Source organism: Pseudomonas sp. S11P7 (genome assembly GCF_023195435.1).
Taxonomy (GTDB): Bacteria; Pseudomonadota; Gammaproteobacteria; order Pseudomonadales; family Pseudomonadaceae; genus Aquipseudomonas; species Aquipseudomonas fluorescens_G.
Genome location: NZ_JALPKS020000002.1, coordinates 5,171,321 through 5,188,059 on the forward strand (window position 1 = coordinate 5,171,321; position 16,739 = coordinate 5,188,059).

Consider the following 16,739-nt stretch of genomic DNA (forward strand, 5'->3'; position numbering starts at 1 on the left):
GTTTTGTTTTGCCCTGATGAATCAGGACTGACTGGATGGCGTCGACGGAGTCGATGCCGGAGTCGGGGTGGCTGCTGCCGTGGGTGCCGCAGCGGAGTTCGCCGCATTGGCCGGAGCGGTTGGAGCAGTCGATGCAGCAGCGGCCGGTTTTGGCGCAGCGGCTTTCGGTGCAGCCGGTTTTTTCACCGCAGGCTTTTTTCGCCGCAGCTGGCTTGGCGGCTGGCTTGGCGGCAGCGGCTTTCGCGGCTGGTTTGGCCGCAGGTTTCGCTGCCGCCTTAACCGCAGGTTTGGCTGCTGGTTTCGCCGCGGCTTTAGCGGCCGCCGGTTTGGCGGAAGCTTTAGCTGCTGGCTTGGCGGCGGCCGTTTTCGCTGCCGGTTTGGCGGCGGCTTTCGCTGCAGGTTTGGCTGCTGCTTTCGCCAGTGGCTTTGCCGCAGTTTTCGCCGCAGGCTTGGCCGCCGCAGTCTTGGCTGCAGGTTTCGCCGCAGCGGTTTTCGCCGCTACAGGCTGGGCTTTCAGACCGGTGAGTTTTTCGATCTGTTTAGTCAGCGTATCGACCTTGGCGTTGAGCGCCTTGACCTCATTGCGGCTCGGCACACCGAGACGTGAAATCGCGCTGTTCAGGCGCTTGTCGAAAGCCCCTTCCAGCTCGTCCCACTTGCCCATTGCGCGATCTTTCACGCCGCTGATGCGCGACTTCGCCGAAGAGGTCGAGTCCTCGACTTTCTTGCCGACCGCGGACTTGGTGAGCTTCTCGGCTTTCTCGCCGTCTTTGACCAATGTGTCGAAGAGCTTGCTGCCGTCAGTGTCGATCTTCGAGTACACGCCTAAACCCGCCAGCCAGATTTTGCGGGAGTACGACTCGACCTTCCCGACCCACGAGCTGCTTTCTTTATCGGTGTTCTTTTTACCAGCCATCCCGTTCTCCTTAAGATTTACGCGCGACGCGTTCGAGCAATGCCGTCAGCTCATCGAGCTTAGCAGAGAGTGTCTCAACGTCATGTTTAGACGGAATGCCGATACGATTCAAGGCGCTTGCTACGCGGCTGTCGAAGGCCTTCTCGACCTTGTCCAGTTGAACCTCGACGCGACCTTTGAAGGAGCTGACTTGAGTGGCGGCTTCGTCGATCTCGACGTTGGCCGCGACCAGTTTTTCGGTGACAGCCTTTTTGCCTTTCTTTTCAACAGCTTGACCGGCTTCGATCAACTCCTGAAAGTACTCGCTGCCCTCTTGCCCGACCTTGGCGTAGGCACCCAGGCCAGCCAGCCAGATCTTGCGGGCATAGGATCGGACGTCGCTCAGAGTCGAAGTCGAAGCGTCGATTTTTTTCTTCAAAATAACTTTGGCCATGGTGCACCTCACGCGCAGAAGGTTTGAGGAACTGCCGGACGAGTGTCGGGCTCAGGCACAAAGTAGGTAGAAAAATTAGAAAGGGCACCCTAACCAGCGGGAGCAACTCTAAACAAATGTGGGAGCGAGCCTGCTCGCGAAAGCGGTTTGTCAGTCACGGATAATCTGACTGAAGGACCGCTTTCGCGAGCAGGCTCGCTCCCACAGGGGACTGGATTTCAATCTGGAAATCAGGCCAGGGCTTTATCCAACGCCTTTTCGATCTCGGCTTTGATCATGCCGCTCATGGCCGACATCATCAGGCCCAGTTCAACGTCGACCCTGATCGAATCGTCCGCTACATGCACTTCGCCTTTCACGCCCGAGCGCTTGAGGTTCAGGGTGTCGCCAGACCACTGCGGCTCCAGGCCGTATTGCTCATTGAGCTTTTTGGCCAGCTTGTCGGCCTTCTCGCGGGCGGCTTCCTTGCCCAGGGTGTGGGCACGCTCAACACTGATTTTGGCCATCGAATGACTCCTGATAGATGAAGGTGTGTCGGTAGATCTTGACCGCCACTGCGGCAAATCGTCCCGAAGGTGGCCCATCTTACCTTTAGCCATTCGAAGACAAAGCATGGCTTGGGGATTAGAATGTCGCGCATTCTCTTTTGGTGACAGCGATATGACTGATCAGCGCAAAGGCAGCGATGCCGAACCCACCACTCACTTCGGCTTCAAAAACGTTCCGGAAAGCCAGAAAGCGGAAAAAGTCGCTGAGGTTTTCCATTCCGTAGCCGCTAAATACGACCTGATGAACGACCTTCTGTCGGGCGGCATGCACCGTCTGTGGAAGCGCTTCGCGATCGAACTCTCCGGCGTACGCAGCGGTAACCGCGTGCTCGACATCGCCGGCGGCACCGGCGACCTGACGCGCAAATTCTCGCACCTGGTCGGCCCGACCGGTCAGGTGGTGCTGGCCGACATCAACGAATCCATGCTCAAGGTCGGCCGCGACCGCCTGCTGGATCTGGGTGTCGCCGGCAACGTCGAATTCGTCCAGGCGGACGCTGAAAAACTGCCGTTCCCGGACAACCATTTCGACTGCGTGACCATCGCTTTCGGCCTGCGCAACGTGACGCACAAAGAGGACGCCCTGCGTTCGATGCTGCGCGTGCTCAAGCCCGGCGGCCGCCTGTTGGTGCTGGAGTTCTCCAAACCGACCAACGCGCTGATGTCGAAAGCCTACGACGCCTACTCATTCGCCTTCATGCCGCTGATGGGCAAGCTGATCACCAATGATTCGGAAAGCTATCGCTATCTGGCCGAGTCGATCCGCATGCACCCGAATCAGGAAACCTTGAAGTCGATGATGGTCGACGCCGGTTTCGACCGCGTGACCTATCACAACATGACCGCAGGCATCGTTGCCCTGCACCGCGGCATCAAGCCCTGATGTTGCTCACCGGGCTGCTCGCCAGCGTTGAACTCGGCCTCAACCGGGTGCTGCGTCTCGACAGCACGGCGCTGCCGCGGCTGGCGCATTTGACCGGCAAGGTGATTGCCGTCGATTGCCGCAGCCCGGCGCTGCAATTGTTCATTCTGCCCAGTGATGAGGGCTTGATGCTCGCTTCGCAGTGGGCAGCAGACGTCGACTGCACCTTGCGTGCGCCGGCTTCGAGCCTGGTCAAACTGGCCCTGAGCAAAGACAAAACCGCCGTGCTGCACGCGCCGGAAGTCGAACTCGATGGCGACAGCGGCGTGCTGCTGGAGCTGGCCGGTGTGCTGCAGGACCTCGAACTGGACTGGGAGTACGAACTCTCGCGCTGGCTCGGCCCGGTCGCCACGCAACTGCTCGGTGGCCATCTGCGCAGCCGCGCACGCTGGTATCAGCAAGGATTTGCCAGCCTCAACCAGAACCTCGCCGAATATCTCGCCGAAGAGTCGCGCACCCTCGTCGGGCAGCGCGAAGCCGAAGCGCGCTTCAGTGAACTGGACCGGATCAAACTTGATCTGGAACGACTCGAGGCGCGTTTCGAGCGCCTTTCCCGATCCCTCGACCCAAGCGATAACGCATGAAGCTGCTTGCCGTCCGCCGTTTGTTGCGCATCCAGCGCGTCGTGATTCGCTACCGCCTCGATGACCTGCTGTTCGCCCTGCCGCTGCCCTGGTTTCTGCTGGCGCTGCGCTTCGTGCTGCCGTGGCGCTGGTTGCCGCGCAAACGCCTGGAGCTGAGCCGTGGCGCGTGCCTGCGTCTGGCGTTGCAGGATCTGGGGCCGATCTTCATCAAGTTCGGGCAAATTCTTTCGACCCGCCGCGACCTGTTGCCTGAAGACATCGCCGACGAGCTGATGCTCCTGCAGGACCGGGTACCGCCGTTCGATTCGCAGCTGTCGGTCAAGCTCATCGAAGAGCAGCTGGGCAAGAAGATCAGCGAAGTGTTCAGCCGTTTCGACGTCGAGCCGCTGGCCTCGGCTTCGGTGGCGCAGGTGCATGCCGCGCAGTTGAAGTCCGGTGAAGAAGTGGTGGTGAAGGTGATCCGCCCGGGTCTGAAACCGATCATTGCGCAAGACCTGGCGTGGCTGTTCATCCTCGCCCGCGCCGCCGAAAAACTCTCGGCCGATGCGCGTCTGCTGCACCCGGTCGACGTGGTGCTGGATTACGAAAAAACCATTTACGACGAACTCGATCTGCTGCGTGAGGCGGCCAACGCCAGCCAGCTGCGGCGCAATTTCGAGGGCTCGCCACTGCTCTACGTGCCGCAAGTGTATTGGGACTGGTGCCGGCCGAAAGTGCTGGTGATGGAGCGCATCTACGGCATTCAGGTTACCGATCTGGCGACCCTTGCCGACCAGCGCACCGACATGAAAATGCTCGCCGAGCGTGGCGTGGAGATCTTCTTCACCCAGGTGTTTCGCGACAGCTTCTTCCACGCCGACATGCACCCGGGCAACATCTTCGTCAGCACCGTCAACCCGTGGAGCCCGCAGTACATCGCGATCGACTGCGGCATCGTCGGCAGCCTGACCCCGGAAGACCAGGATTATCTGGCGCGTAACCTGTTCGCCTTCTTCAAGCGTGATTACCGTCGCGTCGCGCAACTGCACATCGATTCGGGCTGGGTGCCGGCGGAAACCAAGCTCAACGAATTCGAAGCGGCGATCCGCACAGTCTGCGAACCGATCTTCGAAAAACCGTTAAAAGATATTTCATTCGGTCAGGTGCTGATGCGCCTGTTCCAGACGGCGCGGCGCTTCAACATGGAAGTGCAGCCGCAGCTGGTACTGTTGCAAAAGACCCTGCTCAATATCGAAGGCCTCGGGCGTCAGCTGTACCCGGATCTGGATCTGTGGAACACCGCGCAGCCGTTCCTCGAACGCTGGATGCGTGAGCGCGTCAGCCCGAAAGCCTTGCTGGGCAACGTGCAGAGCCAGTTCGAACAGATTCCGCACTTGGCCAACATGGCCCGCGACCTGCTCGAACGCATGTCGCAGCCACATGCCAACGACCCGCCGCCGCCATGGCACCGCCGCAAGGATGACTGGTTTCTGCGCCTGCTCGGTTGCGCGCATCTGGCCGGCGGAGCAATCCTCGCCGCCGGTGGCCCACTGACCGATTGGGCGCACTGGCCAGCGGGAATCATGGTGGCGGTCGGCTTGTATCTGGTCGTTCGCCGATAGCACGAATCAGCTGCAAGTTATAAGCTGCAAGCCTTGAGCTTGACGATACAGGTCCACCGCAACCTGCTTTTACTTGCAGCTTGAAGCTCATGGCTTGCTGCTGCTTTTCGAGATTTGAAGATGAAAAACTGGCTGGACGAGATCAAGTGGGACGCTGACGGCCTGGTGCCGGCGATCGCTCAGGATCACAAGACCGGACGCGTGCTGATGATGGCCTGGATGAACCGCGAGGCGCTCGAACTGACCGCCGCGGAGAATCGTGCCATCTACTGGTCACGTTCCCGTGGCAAGCTGTGGCGCAAGGGCGAGGAGTCCGGCCATGTACAGACCCTGCATGAAATGCGTCTGGACTGTGACGCCGACGTGATCATCCTGATGGTTGAACAGATCGGCGACATCGCTTGCCATACCGGCCGTCAAAGCTGCTTTTACCGCGTCTTCGAAAACGGCGACTGGAAAACGGTCGACCCGGTACTGAAAGACCCGCACGCCATTTATTCCGCAGGACACAAGCATGAGTGACACACTCACCCGTCTGGCCGAAGTGCTCGAAGAGCGCAAAGGCGCAGCCGCCGACAGTTCGTATGTCGCCAGCCTGTACCACAAGGGGCTGAACAAGATTCTGGAGAAGGTCGGCGAAGAGTCGGTCGAAACCATTATCGCCGCCAAGGATGCCGCCATCAGCGGTGACTGCAGCGATGTCATCTACGAGACCGCCGACCTGTGGTTTCACAGCCTGGTCATGCTTGCCCAACTGGGGCAGCATCCGCAGGCCGTGCTCGATGAACTGGATCGCCGCTTCGGCCTGTCCGGACACGTCGAGAAAGCCTCGCGTCCGTCCGCCTGAACAACTATTCGAGAGGAACAGCAACATGGGCATTTTTGACTGGAAACACTGGATCGTCATCCTGGTTGTCGTGGTGCTGGTGTTCGGCACCAAGAAACTGAAAAACCTCGGCACCGATGTCGGCGAGTCGATCAAGGGCTTTCGCAAGGCCATGAACGACGATGAAAAACCTGCCGAACCGAGCGTGACCCCGCCGGCGCAGCCAGTGCCGCCGGTACAGCCGCAGACCACCGCGCAGGCCAACCCGCCGCACACCATCGACGTGCAGGCGCAGAAAGTTGAAGAGCCGATCCGCAAAGACGTGTGAGCACTGACTAATGTTTGGTATCAGCTTCTCTGAACTGCTGCTCGTCGGCCTCGTCGCCCTGCTGGTGCTGGGCCCCGAGCGTCTGCCGGGCGCTGCGCGCACCGCTGGCCTGTGGGTCGGTCGGCTGAAGCGCAGCTTCAACGCGATCAAACAGGAAGTTGAACGTGAAATCGGTGCCGACGAAATTCGCCGGCAACTGCACAACGAGCACATCCTCTCGCTGGAGCAGGAGGCGCGGAAGATTTTCAGCCCGGTTCAGCAAGAGCCTACGCCGGTTGATCACGCGGGCGAGCAGACGATTCATGCGCCTGCTGCACCTGCACCTGCACCTGCACCGACCTGCACCTGCACCTGCCGTAGCGACAACCGAACCTGCGCCTGCTGTCGCGCCAACGTCGGTTGAACACATAGCTCCAACCGCCGCGCCGACTGCACCAGCGCCTCACGACTCCACTCTGCCGCCGCGAGCCCCATGAGCGATCTCCCCGAAAACGACCAGCACATGCCGCTGGTTTCGCACCTCACCGAGTTGCGCACCCGCCTGCTGCGTTGCGTGGCGGCGATTTTCATCATCTTTGCCGGGCTGTTCGCCTTCACCCAGCAGATCTACACCTTCGTCTCGACGCCGTTGCGCCAGTACCTGCCGGTCGGCGCGACGATGATCGCCACCGACGTGTCGTCGCCGTTCCTGACGCCGCTGAAGCTGACGATGATGGTCTCGCTGTTTCTGGCGATCCCGGTGATCCTGCATCAGATCTGGGGCTTCATCGCGCCGGGCCTGTACAAGCACGAGAAGCGCATCGCCGTGCCGCTGCTAGTGTCGAGCATCCTGCTGTTCTACACCGGCATGGCGTTCGCCTATTACTTCGTCTTTCCGCTGATCTTCAAATTCTTCGCCGCCGCCACCCCGGCCGGCGTGGAAATGATGACCGACATCGCCAGTTACCTCGATTTCGTCATGACGCTGTTCTTCGCCTTCGGCGTCGCCTTCGAGATTCCGGTGGCGGTGGTCCTGCTGGTGTGGATCGGCGTGGTCGATGTCGCCTACCTGAAGAAGATCCGCCCGTACGTGATCATCGGCTGTTTCGTGGTCGGCATGATCCTCACGCCGCCAGACATCTTCTCGCAAACCCTGCTGGCCGTGCCGATGTGGATGCTGTTCGAGATCGGCATTCTGTTCGGCGGTCTGATCAGTAAGCGCGAACGTCCGGAAGACAACCCGGCCGACGATCACAACGACCAGCCGCCAGCGACCCAGGCATGAACCTGCTGCTGCTCGAAGAAGCCGACTTCATTGCGGCGGACCGTGTGGTCCTGCGTGATCGGCGCCTGACTCATATGCAGGAAGTCCATCGCTCGCAAGTCGGTGACAGCCTGCGCGTCGGGCGCATCAACGGGCTGATGGGCTCGGCCGAACTGCTGCGCCTCGACGCAGGTGAAGCCGAGCTGCGCGTCAGCCTCGATCAGCCGCCGCCGGCGAAACTGCCATTGACCCTGGTGCTGGCGCTGCCACGCCCGAAAATGCTCCGTCGGGTTTTTCAGACGGTGGCGACCATGGGCGTCTCGAAGGTAATTCTGGTCAACAGCTACCGGGTCGAGAAAAGCTTCTGGCAAACGCCGTTTCTCGAACCCGAGGCGATTCGTGAACAACTGATCCTCGGCCTCGAACAGGCTCGCGATACTGTGCTGCCAGAGATCATCATCGAGAAGCGCTTCAAGCCTTTCGTCGAGGATCGACTGCCAGCGATCAGCGACGGCACCCTCGGCCTGGTCGGCCACCCGGGCAATTACCCGCCCTGCCCTCGCGCGCTGAGTGAACCGGTGACCCTGGCGATCGGCCCGGAAGGTGGCTGGATCCCTTACGAGATCGATCTGCTGGCCAGGTCCGGCCTGCAACCGGTGCAGCTCGGCGAAAGGATCCTGCGCGTCGAAACCGCGGTCACCGCCCTGCTCGCCCGCTTGTTCTGATTTTCCGCCCCAGACAGATGGTGTTACAGATTGCCATCCTCCAGCCGATACATTGCCCATAAGTCCAATTTAGTGGTCCGAAGGGAGTGGTCGCATGTACCGTTGGTTAGCCGAAAGTCTTGGGAACGTCAGCGTCAAACGCAAGCTGGGCATCGGCTTCGGCCTGGTGCTGTTACTGACGCTGTTGATCACGTTCACCGGCTGGACCGGTATGAGCGGCATCATCAGCCGCGGCGATAAACTCGGCTTCATTTCCAGCCTCAACGAGCTGACCAAGGACCTGCGCCTGGCGCGCATGGACTACGACATGCGCCGTGGCGATCAAGGGCCGGGCGCGGTCAATGAATTGCTGGCCAAGCTGGACAGCGGTCTGCGAGAGGCGCGCGGCATGATCGAACAGCCGGCCGATGCGGCGATGGTCGACCAGCAACTGGCGGCCGTGGCCGAGTACAAGCGCGCCTTCGGTGAAATGACCCAGGCCACCGTTCAGCGTGAGGACGCCCGCAGCAAACTGGGCGCGAATGCCGACAACGCCGTGGCCAAGGTCGGCGAAGTCGAAAAGGCGCTGTTGCAAGGTGACAGCGTGGCGCAATACAACGCGGTGATCGAGCTGAGCAAACTGTTGCAGCAGGCGCGCTATCAGGTGCGCGGCTACACCTACAGCGGCAAGGCCGATGCCGAGCAACCAGCGCTGACCGCGATTGAAAACGCCCTGAAAAACCTCGAAAGCCTGCCAGGCCGCGTGCCGGAACAGCACATCGCCAACCTGCAGCAGGCCACCGACTCGCTCAAGGCCTACCGCGCTGCAGTCAGCCAGTTCCGCGATTCGCAGGTGAAAAACGCCGCTGCGCTGACGGCCATGTCGGCCCAGGGCGACATTCTGATCGCCGTGAGCAAGAAGCTCACCGAATCGCAAACCGTGGTGCGTGATACCGATGCCGCACACGCCAAGAACATGCTGCTGATCGCCACCGCGCTGGCATTGGTCTTCGGCTTGATTGCTGCCCTGGCGATCACCCGGCAGATCATCATTCCGCTGAACCAGACCCTGCAAGTCGCCGAGCGCGTCGCTGCCGGCGATCTCACTCAAAACCTGGTCTCCCTACGCCGCGACGAACTCGGCCAGCTGCAGCGCTCGATGCAAAGCATGACCCAAGGCCTGCGTGAGTTGATCGGTGGCATCAGCGACGGCGTCACGCAGATCGCCAGCGCTGCCGAAGAGTTGTCGGCGGTGACCGAGCAGACCAGCGCCGGGGTCAATAATCAGAAAGTCGAGACCGACCAGGTCGCCACCGCCATGAACGAAATGGCCGCCACCGTGCAGGAAGTCGCGCGCAATGCCGAGGAAGCCTCGGAAGCCGCTGTTGCGGCCGACCAGCAGGCCCGCGAAGGCGACAAGGTGGTCGGTGAAGCCATCGCGCAAATCGAGCGTCTGGCCGCTGAAGTCAGCCACTCCACCGAGGCCATGGGCGAACTCAAGCGCGAAAGCGACAAGATCGGCAGCGTCCTCGACGTGATCAAATCCGTGGCCCAGCAGACCAACCTGCTGGCGCTCAACGCCGCCATCGAAGCCGCCCGTGCCGGTGAGGCCGGTCGCGGTTTCGCCGTGGTGGCTGATGAGGTGCGCAGCCTTGCCCAGCGCACGCAGAAGTCCACTGAAGAGATTGAAGAACTGATCGTCGGCCTGCAAAACGGCACCCAGCAAGTGGCAACGATCATGGACAACAGCCGCACCCTGACCGACAGCAGCGTCGAACTGACCCGCCGCGCCGGCGGTTCACTGGAAAGCATCACCCGCACCGTCTCGGCGATTCAGGCGATGAACCAGCAGATCGCCGCAGCGGCAGAACAGCAGAGCGCCGTGGCCGAAGAGATCAACCGCAGCGTGTTGAATGTTCGCGATGTGTCCGATCAGACCTCGGCGGCGAGTGAAGAGACAGCAGCGTCGAGCGTTGAGCTGGCGCGATTGGGGACGCATTTGCAGACGCTGGTGGGCCGGTTCAAGGTTTGAAGTGATGGATCGCCTGGGTTCGCTTGCGACCGAGGTGAGGCTATCGCTGGCAAGCCAGCTCCCACAGGGTTCGGTGGTGCGGCCAGATACTCGGCCACCCCCAAACCCCTGTTGGAGCTACCCCTGCCAGCGATTGGCGGTGTGATGACTGAAGGACGATCTCCAGCAACGGCTGATTGATCTGCGAACCCGCCCCCTCACCCCAGCCCTCTCCCGAGGGAGAGGGAGCCGACCGAGTTGTCTTTACGCTATGCATCAGGCTCAGATACCGCGTCGCGTCTGGATTCGGCGACGTCAATAAGACCAGTCGTATCTCTCAAGCATCCCGTGGTCAGTCCCCTCTCCCTCTGGGAGAGGGTTAGGGTGAGGGGCTTTTGAATCACGCATAAAAAAACCCCGCTGACTCAGCGGGGTTTTTTCATCAGGCCAGTTGCGCCTGCATCGCCGCCGGTCGCAACGGCAGCAGCGGTGCATGCGGATCGGCTTTCACCGAGGCCCGCCACGCGTCCAGCCACTCGGTCAGGCCTTCAGCCCAGACCTGTTCGTGCAGACGCGCCAGCGCTACCGGGTCGCTCAGCAGTTGCAGACGATCATGGTTGCTCAGCTCCGCTGGGCCGACCTTGACCGCGTGCCGCACGCGCTCCTGACGCAACCATTCGATCGGCTCGGCCTGACCGTGACGGGAGGTCGCCAGCGAGCACGCCAGGGCGTTCTGCTGCGGATCGACCACTGCGCGGACGAAGCCGTCGTTCAGGGCGTGGTAGCGGTTCTCGTGGGTGTACTGGTCGGTCGCCAGCAGCGCCTGTGGCGGATTGTATTCCTCGGGAATGAGGAACAGGCTCGCGTCACGGGTCTTCAAGCCCAGGCCGACACGGCTGGAAATCACCGACACCGGGATCGACAGCATCAGCGAACCGACGATCGGCACCAGCCACCAGAGGAAGCTTGGGTTCAGCCAGATCACCAGCAGCGCCCAGCAGAAGCCCAGCAGGGTCTGCGGGCCGTGACGCTTGACCGCTTCGCTCCATGGCGTCGAATCGTCGTCACGCTGTGGCGAGTTCCAGGTGGCGGCCCAGCCGAGGAACGCGGCGAGGACGAAACGGGTGTGGAAGATCATCCGCACCGGCGCCAGCAGCATGGAGAACAGCATTTCCAGCAGCATCGACAGGGTCACCTTGAACTTGCCGCCGAACTCTTTCGCGCCCTTGGCCCAGATCAGGATAATGCTCAGCAGTTTCGGCAGGAACAACAGCACGATCGTGGTCGAGAACAGCGCGATGGCTTTGTCCGGGTGCCATTGTGGCCACAGCGGATAGAGCTGGCGCGGTTCAAGGAAGTACTGCGGCTCCATCAGCGTGTTGACCGCCAGCAGCGCAGTCGACAGCACCAAAAAGAAGAACCACAACGGCGCCGACAGGTACGACATCACGCCAGTGAGGAATACCGCACGGTGCACCGGGTGCATGCCCTTGACCAGGAACAGGCGGAAGTTCATCAGGTTGCCGTGGCACCAGCGACGGTCACGCTTGAGCTCGTCGAGCAGGTTCGGCGGCAGCTCTTCGTAACTGCCCGGCAGATCGTAGGCAATCCACACACCCCAACCGGCACGGCGCATCAGCGCGGCTTCAACGAAGTCGTGAGAGAGGATCGCACCGGAGAACGCACCTTTGCCCGGCAACGGCGCCAGGGCGCAGTGGTCGATGAACGGCTTCATGCGAATGATCGCGTTGTGACCCCAGTAGTGCGATTCACCCAACTGCCAGAAGTGCAGACCGGCAGTGAACAGCGGACCGTATACGCGGGTGGCGAACTGCTGCATGCGCGCATACAGGGTGTCCATGCCCGACGCACGCGGCGCGGTCTGGATGATCCCGGCGTCCGGCGTGGCTTCCATCAGGCGCACCAGACTGGTCAGGCATTCGCCGCTCATCACCGAGTCGGCGTCGAGCACGACCATGTACTTGTAGTCACCACCCCAACGACGGCAGAAGTCGTCGAGGTTACCGCTCTTGCGTTTCACCCGACGGCGACGGCGGCGGTAGAAGATCTTGCCGAAGCCTTTGGCTTCGCGGCAGACATCCAGCCAGGCCTGTTGCTCGGCCACGCAGATATCGGTTTCGTTACTGTCGCTGAGGACAAAGAAGTCGAAGCGATCCAGATCACCGGTGGCGGCGACCGATTCGAACGTCGCGCGCAGACCGGCGAACACGCGCGGTACGTCTTCATTGCAGATCGGCATGACCAGCGCGGTACGTGCGTCTTTGGCAATCGGCTCGTTGCCGGCACTTTTCCCGGAGATGCGGTATTTATCGTGACCGGTGAGCAGCTCTAGGAAGCCCATCAGCGCGGTCCAGAAACCGGCCGAGACCCAGCAGAACAGAATCCCGAACAGAATCAGGATGCTGGTTTGCAGCGCATACGGCAGCACTTGCGTGGCGGTTTGCAGCAACGGCTGATGCAGCACTTCGTCCAGATCGACGAACGACCAGCCCTGGTACGGCATGATGCCTTTCATGTACCAGCCGGCAACGATGGTCTGGCCGAGCATCAGCAACAGCAGGATGTAGCGACGGATCGAACCGACGGTGCGCCAGCGCGCGGCCGGCAGGACATTCTCGTCCTTCGGCGGCTGCGGCGGGTTGGTGCGCCCGGTCAGGCGGCGCCAGCCACGCACCAGGATATTGGTGCGCCATGGCTCCGGCACGACCTTGGTGCGACGGATCGGCGGGGTGGCTTTCATGCTGATCCGGCCGCTGGCGTCGAGCACCAGCATTTCCGCTTCTTCCAGCTCTTCGGCGGTGCTCAGGGTCAGGCGCTTGCCCACCGAAGCCTGGGCGGCTTCGGCAGGCGCGTCGAACGTCGAGGACGACAGGCGTTGATGCAGCTCGCTGAACGACTGGCAGCCCGCGAGTTCCGCGCGCTGCTCGTCGGTCATCGGCAGATGCGCCAGATACTCGGACAGAGTCTCTGGCTGTACTTGAGAGTTACTCATCGGCAGGCAACTGATAGCTCCAGGTCTCGGTCAGGACTTCTTCAGTCGGTGCCGATTCCGGTGTGGCTGGGGCCGCGTCCGCAGCGGCTGGCTGCTTGGCGTCTTTGGTGGCCTTGTCCTTGGCCTCTGTCACCGGCTTGGCTTCGGCCTGTCTGGCCTCGGCGGCCTTGGCTTCCTTGTCGGCTTTCTCTTGTTGCTTGGCGGCAACCTTGTCGGCTTTGGCCACCGACGAGTTCGAAGCCGGCACCGCAGACTTGGCCAGATCGGCCGTGACCACCGGCTGAACCAGTGCGGCACGCATCTCGGTCGACTTGCTCGCGTCCTTGATTTTCATCCGCAGGGTCAAGCGCCAGCCCTTGGTTTCCGGGTTGTAGCGCACGCTGTTTTCCACCAGTTCGGCGTTGTCGCCGACACTGACCTGGCTGCGCACATCGGCGTCTGGCGCCAGAGCGGCCAGCGATGGACCTTCGAAGTCGACCAGATAAGCGACGCTGCCATCCGGCTGACGGATCAGGTTCGATTGCTTGACGTCACCGGTAGAACGCAGGGTTTGTGCAACCCAGGCACTGTCAGGTGCATGCAGGGCGGCTTCATCCATGGTCCAGTGCAGGCGGTAGGCGAAGTCCAGTGGCTGACCCGGCTCCGGCATTTTTTCCGGGCTCCAGAACGCAACGATGTTGTCGTTGGTTTCATCGGCGGTCGGAATTTCTACCAGATCAACGGTGCCCTTGCCCCACTCGCCCTTCGGCTCGATCCAGGCGCTTGGACGCTTGTCGTAGCGGTCGTCGAGATCTTCGTAGTGGCTGAAGTCGCGACCACGTTGCAGCAGGCCGAAACCACGCGGGTTCTCGACGCTGAAGTTGCTCACGGCCAGGTGTTTCGGGTTGTTCAGCGGACGCCAGATCCACTCGCCATTGCCGGCGTGAATCGACAGACCGCTGGAATCGTGCAGTTCACGACGGTAGTTGAGGACTTTCGACGGCTGGTTGGCGCCGAACAGGAACATGCTGGTCAGCGGCGCGATACCCAGTTTGCCGACCTTGTCACGCAGGAACATCTGCGCCTTGACGTCGACGATGGTGTCGCTGCCCGGACGCAGGATCAGGCGGTAGGCACCGGTGGCACGCGGCGAATCCAACAGTGCGAAGATCACCAGATGCTTGTCGCCCGGCTTCGGCTGTTGAATCCAGAACTCGCGGAAACGCGGGAATTCTTCGCCCGACGGCAGCGCGGTGTCGATCGCCAGACCACGGGCCGACAGACCGTAGGTGTGACCCTTGCCGACCACGCGGAAGTAACTCGCGCCGAGCATGGTCATGATTTCGTCTTGCTTGTCAGCCTTGTTGATCGGGTACAGCACACGGAAACCGGCATAGCCCAGTTGTTCGGTGGCCTTCGGATCGAATTTCAGGTCGCCGAAATCGAAGCGGGTCGGATCGTATTTGATCTCTTCGACGGTGTTCGCCGTGATTTCGTTGATTTTCACCGGCGTGTCGAAGTGCATGCCCTGGTGATAGAAGGACAGCTTGAACGGCGTCTTCTGATCGGCCCACTCAGCCTTCTCGGTGAGGAAGCGGATTTTCTGATAGTCCGCGAACTTCATATCGCGGAATTCGTTCGGCAGGTTGCTGCGCGGGGCTTCGAACTTCTGCCCGGCCAGCTCTTTGGCCTTGGCCGACACATCGTCAAGATTGAACGCCCAAAGCTGACCGGCGCTGAGCAGGCACAGGAGCGCCGAACCCGCTACCAGGGCACTTCGCATGCGTTTGGCAGACATTTTTGCTGCATTACAGGGACTAACAATCACGAGCAACCCTCGCCGAAAACAGATCAATAAACCAACGGCCAGATGAAGTGCCTGTGGGGATTTCGGCAATAAAAAACCGACCTTCCAGCGCACCCTTGCCAAGTTGGCGAGCATTGTTCCGACTCCGCTGGGGCAAAATGATTCCCCAATCGGATCCGGACAAGTCTCTACCTAAGTCAAAACGGACCAACGAACGCCGATCCCCGTAGCGCGCGATTATCTAGTAGCCCGCATGACAACGCATCAGGGGTAACAAAGTATTTATCGCGTAAACACCCTAAAAACAGTCGAAATTTCCTAAAGAAGGTGTTTCAAGCATTTTCAGGTCTGTAACAAAAAGGTAACCGGGCCATCGTTGACCAGATGCACCTGCATATCGGCGCCGAATCTACCTGATGCCACAGTGCCATGCACCTGTTTCGCTTTGCTCAATAGATAGTCGAACAACTCCTCGCCAAGGGCCGGCGGCGCCGCGCTCGAAAAGCTCGGGCGCAAGCCGCTTCTGGTATCCGCCGCGAGGGTGAACTGGGAGACCAGCAGCAACCCTCCGCCGACATCGGCAAGGGACAGGTTCATCTTGCCCTCGGCGTCACTGAATACCCGATAGTTAAGCAGCTTATGCAGAAGTTTGTCGGCGCTGGCACGCGTGTCGTCGGGTTCTACCGCGACCAGCACCAGCAAGCCTTGATCGATCACACCGACGACATCACCGTCGACCTCGACTCGCGCGCCGCGCACCCGCTGTAACAGCCCCTTCATGCTTCTTCAGGGGGCAGATCAAGCAGACGCTGAGCCATTTTGCTTGCCGCGCGCACCAGCGCATCGGTAATGCCCGGCTCGGACGCCGCGTGGCCGGCATCGCGGATTACCTGCAGTTCGCTGTTCGGCCAGGCCTGATGCAGTTCCCAGGCGTTGTCGAGCGGGCAGATCACGTCGTAGCGACCGTGAATGATCACGCCCGGCAGATGCGCAATCTTGGCCATGTCGCGAATCAGCTGGTTCGGCTCAAGGAAGGCATTGTTGGTGAAGTAATGGCATTCGATCCGCGCAATCGACAACGCGCGCTGCGGCTCGGAGAAGCGATCGACCACCAGCGGGTTCGGCCGCAGGGTCGCGGTGCGCCCTTCCCACGTCGACCACGCCTTGGCCGCGTGCATCTGCGCGATCTGGTCGTTGCCGGTCAGGCGTTTGTGGAAGGCGTTGAGCAGGTCGTCGCGCTCGTCCAGCGGGATCGGTGCGATGTAGTCCTGCCAGTAATCGGGGAACAAACGGCTGGCGCCGGCCTGATAGAACCACTCGATTTCCTGCGGGCGGCAGAGAAAGATCCCGCGCAGGATCAAGCCATGGACGCGCTCCGGGTGGGTTTGCGCGTAAGCCAGCGCCAGGGTCGAGCCCCATGAGCCGCCGAACAGCACCCATTTGTCGATGCCCAGGTGTTTGCGGATGCGCTCGAGGTCTTCGACCAGATCCCAGGTGGTGTTGTTTTCCAGGCTGGCGTGAGGCGTCGAGCGTCCGCAGCCACGCTGGTCGAAGGTGACAATGCGATACAGGTTCGGATCGAAGTAGCGGCGGCTCTGCGCGTCGCACCCGGCGCCGGGCCCACCGTGGATGAACACCACCGGCAAGCCTTCGGGCGAGCCGCTTTCATCGACGTACAGCGTATGGGTGTCATCGACAGCCAGATCGTGCCGGGCGTGGGGTTTGATCTGCGGAAACAAAGTCTGCATTGCGCGCTCCGTAAGGGGTCGAGGTCATCCCTGAGGGGACTTCTATTATTCTGCCGTTGGGCATCATAAACCCGAT

General features: G+C 61.2%; 15 protein-coding genes and 3 pseudogenes. 11 read left to right on the forward strand and 7 right to left on the reverse strand.

Annotation, left to right across the window (positions count from 1 at the left end):
- Positions 1–21: 21 nt before the first annotated feature.
- The 3 genes and pseudogenes from M0746_RS23690 to M0746_RS23700 all read right to left on the reverse strand — a co-directional run bounded on the left by M0746_RS23690 (position 22) and on the right by M0746_RS23700 (position 1,855).
- Positions 22–916: pseudogene (locus M0746_RS23690) on the reverse strand (phasin family protein).
- Between the two features lie 10 nt (positions 917–926).
- Positions 927–1,349 carry a phasin family protein gene (locus M0746_RS23695; RefSeq protein WP_208939077.1) on the reverse strand — a complete coding sequence of 141 codons (423 nt, stop codon included), beginning with the start codon at positions 1,347–1,349 and terminating at the stop codon, positions 927–929.
- A 230-nt stretch (positions 1,350–1,579) separates the two neighbouring features.
- Entirely contained in the window at positions 1,580–1,855 is a 276-nt protein-coding gene (locus M0746_RS23700) for a polyhydroxyalkanoic acid system family protein (protein ID WP_056787308.1), read from the reverse strand.
- Between the two features lie 154 nt (positions 1,856–2,009).
- Between M0746_RS23700 and ubiE the strand changes: the two genes are divergently transcribed.
- From ubiE to M0746_RS29625, 11 genes and pseudogenes are all read left to right on the forward strand, one after another.
- The gene (gene ubiE, locus M0746_RS23705) at positions 2,010–2,780 is read left to right on the forward strand and encodes a bifunctional demethylmenaquinone methyltransferase/2-methoxy-6-polyprenyl-1,4-benzoquinol methylase UbiE (protein ID WP_186531921.1); all 771 of its coding nucleotides are present in this window, start codon (positions 2,010–2,012) and stop codon (positions 2,778–2,780) included.
- Complete coding sequence (locus tag M0746_RS23710) at positions 2,780–3,403, forward strand: ubiquinone biosynthesis accessory factor UbiJ (RefSeq protein ID WP_016772070.1); 624 nt, start codon at positions 2,780–2,782, stop codon at positions 3,401–3,403. The genes ubiE and M0746_RS23710 overlap by 1 nt, the downstream gene beginning before the upstream one ends.
- Positions 3,400–5,004, forward strand: a complete 1,605-nt coding sequence (gene ubiB, locus M0746_RS23715; RefSeq protein ID WP_258450786.1) for a ubiquinone biosynthesis regulatory protein kinase UbiB — start codon at positions 3,400–3,402, stop codon at positions 5,002–5,004. The genes M0746_RS23710 and ubiB overlap by 4 nt, the downstream gene beginning before the upstream one ends.
- Before the next feature lie 120 nt (positions 5,005–5,124).
- Entirely contained in the window at positions 5,125–5,526 is a 402-nt protein-coding gene (gene hisI / locus M0746_RS23720) for a phosphoribosyl-AMP cyclohydrolase (protein ID WP_007909357.1), read from the forward strand.
- Positions 5,519–5,851 carry a phosphoribosyl-ATP diphosphatase gene (locus M0746_RS23725; RefSeq protein WP_208939078.1) on the forward strand — a complete coding sequence of 111 codons (333 nt, stop codon included), beginning with the start codon at positions 5,519–5,521 and terminating at the stop codon, positions 5,849–5,851. Before hisI ends, M0746_RS23725 begins: the two co-directional genes overlap by 8 nt.
- Before the next feature lie 25 nt (positions 5,852–5,876).
- On the forward strand, positions 5,877–6,158 hold the full coding sequence (locus M0746_RS23730) for a twin-arginine translocase TatA/TatE family subunit (RefSeq protein ID WP_090280346.1): 282 nt from the start codon (positions 5,877–5,879) through the stop codon (positions 6,156–6,158).
- A 10-nt stretch (positions 6,159–6,168) separates the two neighbouring features.
- A pseudogene (gene tatB / locus M0746_RS23735) lies at positions 6,169–6,634 on the forward strand (Sec-independent protein translocase protein TatB).
- Positions 6,631–7,422, forward strand: a complete 792-nt coding sequence (tatC, locus tag M0746_RS23740) for a twin-arginine translocase subunit TatC (protein WP_203420396.1) — start codon at positions 6,631–6,633, stop codon at positions 7,420–7,422. The pseudogene tatB and the gene tatC overlap by 4 nt, the downstream one beginning before the upstream one ends.
- Positions 7,419–8,126 carry a 16S rRNA (uracil(1498)-N(3))-methyltransferase gene (locus tag M0746_RS23745; RefSeq protein ID WP_258450787.1) on the forward strand — a complete coding sequence of 236 codons (708 nt, stop codon included), beginning with the start codon at positions 7,419–7,421 and terminating at the stop codon, positions 8,124–8,126. Before tatC ends, M0746_RS23745 begins: the two co-directional genes overlap by 4 nt.
- A gap of 211 nt (positions 8,127–8,337) precedes the next feature.
- Positions 8,338–9,282, forward strand: a pseudogene (locus M0746_RS29620) (methyl-accepting chemotaxis protein); the annotation flags it as partial.
- A gap of 141 nt (positions 9,283–9,423) precedes the next feature.
- Positions 9,424–10,137 carry a methyl-accepting chemotaxis protein gene (locus tag M0746_RS29625; RefSeq protein WP_394505909.1) on the forward strand — a complete coding sequence of 238 codons (714 nt, stop codon included), beginning with the start codon at positions 9,424–9,426 and terminating at the stop codon, positions 10,135–10,137.
- A 421-nt stretch (positions 10,138–10,558) separates the two neighbouring features.
- Here the strand turns inward: M0746_RS29625 and mdoH are convergent, their stop codons facing one another.
- The 4 genes from mdoH to pip form a co-directional block, all read right to left on the reverse strand.
- Positions 10,559–13,129 carry a glucans biosynthesis glucosyltransferase MdoH gene (gene mdoH, locus M0746_RS23755; RefSeq protein WP_258450789.1) on the reverse strand — a complete coding sequence of 857 codons (2,571 nt, stop codon included), beginning with the start codon at positions 13,127–13,129 and terminating at the stop codon, positions 10,559–10,561.
- Positions 13,122–14,906 (reverse strand): glucan biosynthesis protein G, encoded by a 1,785-nt coding sequence (locus tag M0746_RS23760; RefSeq protein WP_258450790.1) that lies wholly within the window; start codon positions 14,904–14,906, stop codon positions 13,122–13,124. The genes mdoH and M0746_RS23760 overlap by 8 nt, the downstream gene beginning before the upstream one ends.
- Before the next feature lie 351 nt (positions 14,907–15,257).
- Positions 15,258–15,695, reverse strand: coding sequence for a D-aminoacyl-tRNA deacylase (gene dtd, locus M0746_RS23765; RefSeq protein WP_258450791.1), 438 nt, complete (start codon positions 15,693–15,695; stop codon positions 15,258–15,260).
- Complete coding sequence (gene pip / locus M0746_RS23770) at positions 15,692–16,663, reverse strand: prolyl aminopeptidase (protein ID WP_208939085.1); 972 nt, start codon at positions 16,661–16,663, stop codon at positions 15,692–15,694. The genes dtd and pip overlap by 4 nt, the downstream gene beginning before the upstream one ends.
- Positions 16,664–16,739: the final 76 nt, after the last annotated feature.

Bases quoted from the DNA above. Each gene is read 5' to 3' on its own strand.
- M0746_RS23695 (WP_208939077.1), bottom strand. From the start codon at position 1,349: ATGGCCAAAGTTATTTTGAAGAAAAAAATCGACGCTTCGACTTCGACT.
- M0746_RS23700 (WP_056787308.1), bottom strand. From the start codon at position 1,855: ATGGCCAAAATCAGTGTTGAGCGTGCCCACACCCTGGGCAAGGAAGCC.
- ubiE (WP_186531921.1), top strand. From the start codon at position 2,010: ATGACTGATCAGCGCAAAGGCAGCGATGCCGAACCCACCACTCACTTC.
- M0746_RS23710 (WP_016772070.1), top strand. From the start codon at position 2,780: ATGTTGCTCACCGGGCTGCTCGCCAGCGTTGAACTCGGCCTCAACCGG.
- ubiB (WP_258450786.1), top strand. From the start codon at position 3,400: ATGAAGCTGCTTGCCGTCCGCCGTTTGTTGCGCATCCAGCGCGTCGTG.
- hisI (WP_007909357.1), top strand. From the start codon at position 5,125: ATGAAAAACTGGCTGGACGAGATCAAGTGGGACGCTGACGGCCTGGTG.
- M0746_RS23725 (WP_208939078.1), top strand. From the start codon at position 5,519: ATGAGTGACACACTCACCCGTCTGGCCGAAGTGCTCGAAGAGCGCAAA.
- M0746_RS23730 (WP_090280346.1), top strand. From the start codon at position 5,877: ATGGGCATTTTTGACTGGAAACACTGGATCGTCATCCTGGTTGTCGTG.
- tatC (WP_203420396.1), top strand. From the start codon at position 6,631: ATGAGCGATCTCCCCGAAAACGACCAGCACATGCCGCTGGTTTCGCAC.
- M0746_RS23745 (WP_258450787.1), top strand. From the start codon at position 7,419: ATGAACCTGCTGCTGCTCGAAGAAGCCGACTTCATTGCGGCGGACCGT.
- M0746_RS29625 (WP_394505909.1), top strand. From the start codon at position 9,424: ATGAACGAAATGGCCGCCACCGTGCAGGAAGTCGCGCGCAATGCCGAG.
- mdoH (WP_258450789.1), bottom strand. From the start codon at position 13,129: ATGAGTAACTCTCAAGTACAGCCAGAGACTCTGTCCGAGTATCTGGCG.
- M0746_RS23760 (WP_258450790.1), bottom strand. From the start codon at position 14,906: ATGTCTGCCAAACGCATGCGAAGTGCCCTGGTAGCGGGTTCGGCGCTC.
- dtd (WP_258450791.1), bottom strand. From the start codon at position 15,695: ATGAAGGGGCTGTTACAGCGGGTGCGCGGCGCGCGAGTCGAGGTCGAC.
- pip (WP_208939085.1), bottom strand. From the start codon at position 16,663: ATGCAGACTTTGTTTCCGCAGATCAAACCCCACGCCCGGCACGATCTG.